Here is a 2,486-nt window from a genome sequence, read left to right as displayed (position 1 = left end):
AGCGGACAGCTGCTATAACGCCGGCGTTGCGTATGATAAGGGTCTCGGCGCGCCGCAGGATCGCGACAAGGCGGAGAAGCTTTACACCAAATCCTGCGAGCTGGGCTACGGCGATGCCTGCAATAATTTAGGCTATTTGTATGTGAGCAAGGGGGATCTGCGCGGATTTTCCAAGGGGCTTGGATGGGTCAAAAAGGGCTGCGACGCGGGCAATAAAAAATCCTGCCAGCTCTACGAATTCATGAAAGAGCAAATTTTAAAGAAGTAGGCGCTTGGTAGCCCGGCGCATGTTTCGGTTTGTACTGCCTGCCGTGCACGCCGTCTGTTTTGTATTGCTCGCCGTCCGTCGTATGGCATCTGTCGTGCGCTGCCTGCCTTGCACCGTCTATCTACGCTACTCGTCGCGCGGTATTGGTTTTTTCGATGGGCTTGCCTGTGATATTGCCGCGGCGGATTTATGAGCTTTCGTAGCGCGTGGAATTTCGCCGCGATTTTGCGACGTGCGAAATTCGGCAAGGCGTAGATAGCCCATGCATGCGATTAGCCAAATTTAGCGGCGGAGTTTTACTTGAAATTCTATCGATATGAAATTTTAAGGCTTAGCTCTAAATTTAGGGCTGCAGAATCTCAACTTTAAAAATTTTATGGACGGCGCTGCAAGCAAGGCAAAATTTAGATTTTAAAATTTTACGGCGTAAAATTTAGCACGAAAGCAAAGTGCAAAGCTGTGTTTGAGGAGGTAAATTGGAATATGAGATCACGGGCGAGGTTCGAAATCTCCGCGTCCACGCTGCAAGAGGAAATAGCAAAATTTGGGTATTTTTCGAGATAGACGGCGTGAAGCTGCGCGGCGAGTTTAACGATATCCCCGTGGAGGAGGGCGAGCTTGCGCGCGCGTATTTCATCCGCGGAGGATATGCGGGCAGCTACGTGATCACTCGAGTTCAGGTGGTGCGCAAACCAAGCCCTTTGCGGCGCAAACTGGGGATCGCGACTGCCGTGTGCACGCTGGGTTTCGGCGCGGCGCTGTGGATTGTAGGCTTTGGGATTTTAAACGTCGGCGGGAGGGGCTCGCTAATTAATTTTGTCTGTATTGCCGCGGCAGGATTTGGGGTGCTAAAAGAGGGCGCGGGCAATCTTAAAATGTGGCTAAATCAGCGCACGTCCGAGTAGATCGCCGCCGCGACGCAAATTTCATAGATTTACAAATTCGCCGAATAAAATTTACTCACGCCGCCGTATCTTTGCGGCGTAAATTTTGCTAAAATTCGCTCCGAGCGCGAGATCCGCTGCGCAAATTTAGAAAAAGGTAAAATTTTGAATATAAACGAGGCGATAGTTGCCACCGCCAAAAAGCAAAAAGAGTGCAGACGCGCGTTTGCAAAGTATCTGTTTTTGGGAATTTTATTTATAATTATGCTGCCCATAGGCGGCGGATTTGCCGTAGGGCATCTTTTTGAAAATCGCCTTGCACCGCTATTTTTCATCATTATCTATATTCCGTTTTTTCTCGCCACGCTAATGGCTAACGCTAGCCGAGTGACCAGCGAGCTGGGGGATTACAAAGCGTTTTATAAAGACGTTTTCGTCCGCGCCATCATCCGCGATGTTGGTCCAAATTTTAACTACGATCCGTTTGCCGGCATCAGCCGTAAGGAATTTCGCAAAATCGGCATCTATTCGCCGGGTGAGTTTCGCGCCGAAGATCAAATCAGCGGCATTTATAACGGCGTCAAATTTAGCCTCAGCGAAGCGATCCGCATCCCAAACGGCGCGACGCTGGAAATCGGCGACTCGGCGGCGCTAAATTTGCTATCCGCGATAGTTTTTGCTTGGTCGACGATGAAGGATATGCAGGCGTTCAGCGGCTCGGTCTTGGTCTGCGAGTTTTACAAGAAATTTAGCGGGCAAATTATAGTGGCTAGCCGCACGCTAAACACCAGATTTTTGGGCGAAAAAGAGCAGATGGACGACGTGTTTTTTAGCAAAGAATTTAGGGTCTTTGCGGATGATAAAGTAGGGGCACGGTATCTTTTGACGCCCGCGTTTATGCAGCGCCTGCGAGAGCTAAAGGAAAAATTCGCGGGGAAAATGGGGGTGAGCGCGGCGTTTATGGACGATAAGCTTTATCTATTTTTAAACGGAGCGAAAAATAAGTTTGAAACAACGCTGTTTTCGCCGCCGCCGAGCTTAGAGGACGCCGCTGAGATCAAAAATGAAATTTCAGAGCTTTTATCTATCATAGACGAGTTAAATTTAAACCCGGATTTAAGCGAAGCGGCGATTTTGGCTGATTAACGCGCGACGCTATTTGGCGGATAAAATCCGCTTGCACTGTGAGAGAGTGCATTACTTGTCGCCTATCGAAATACATTGCGGCTAGAGTGCTATTTCTCCGCCAGCCAAAATGTGCTACGCTTTGGTCGTATCCTCCACCGCCTATCGAGATGCGCTAAAGCCTAGATTACTTCTATACTACTTACCTA

The 2,486-nt window shown here is 49.1% G+C and carries 4 protein-coding genes; all 4 read left to right on the top strand.

The window, feature by feature from the left end; genetic code table 11:
• A partial coding sequence (locus Q0256_RS01810) for a tetratricopeptide repeat protein (RefSeq protein WP_367271934.1) occupies nucleotides 1-268 on the top strand: 268 nt, incomplete at its 5' end.
• 19 nt (nucleotides 269-287) lie between these two features.
• The gene (locus Q0256_RS01805) at nucleotides 288-461 is read left to right on the top strand and encodes a hypothetical protein (RefSeq protein ID WP_297959538.1); all 174 of its coding nucleotides are present in this window, start codon (nucleotides 288-290) and stop codon (nucleotides 459-461) included.
• A 283-nt stretch (nucleotides 462-744) separates the two neighbouring features.
• Nucleotides 745-1,173: a hypothetical protein gene (locus Q0256_RS01800; RefSeq protein WP_297959536.1), complete on the top strand. Its 429-nt coding sequence runs from the start codon at nucleotides 745-747 to the stop codon at nucleotides 1,171-1,173.
• A gap of 144 nt (nucleotides 1,174-1,317) precedes the next feature.
• Entirely contained in the window at nucleotides 1,318-2,298 is a 981-nt protein-coding gene (locus Q0256_RS01795) for a DUF3137 domain-containing protein (RefSeq protein ID WP_297959534.1), read from the top strand.
• The last annotated feature ends 188 nt before the right edge of the window (nucleotides 2,299-2,486 follow it).

It is taken from the genome of uncultured Campylobacter sp. (assembly GCF_937949835.1).
GTDB lineage: Bacteria > Campylobacterota > Campylobacteria > Campylobacterales > Campylobacteraceae > Campylobacter_B.
Note: the sequence above shows the minus strand (reverse complement) of the source record. Positions and strands in the feature narration are given on the sequence as shown.

Excerpts from the sequence above, each read along its gene's own strand:
- Q0256_RS01805 (WP_297959538.1), top strand. The coding sequence starts at position 288 with ATGTTTCGGTTTGTACTGCCTGCCGTGCACGCCGTCTGTTTTGTATTG.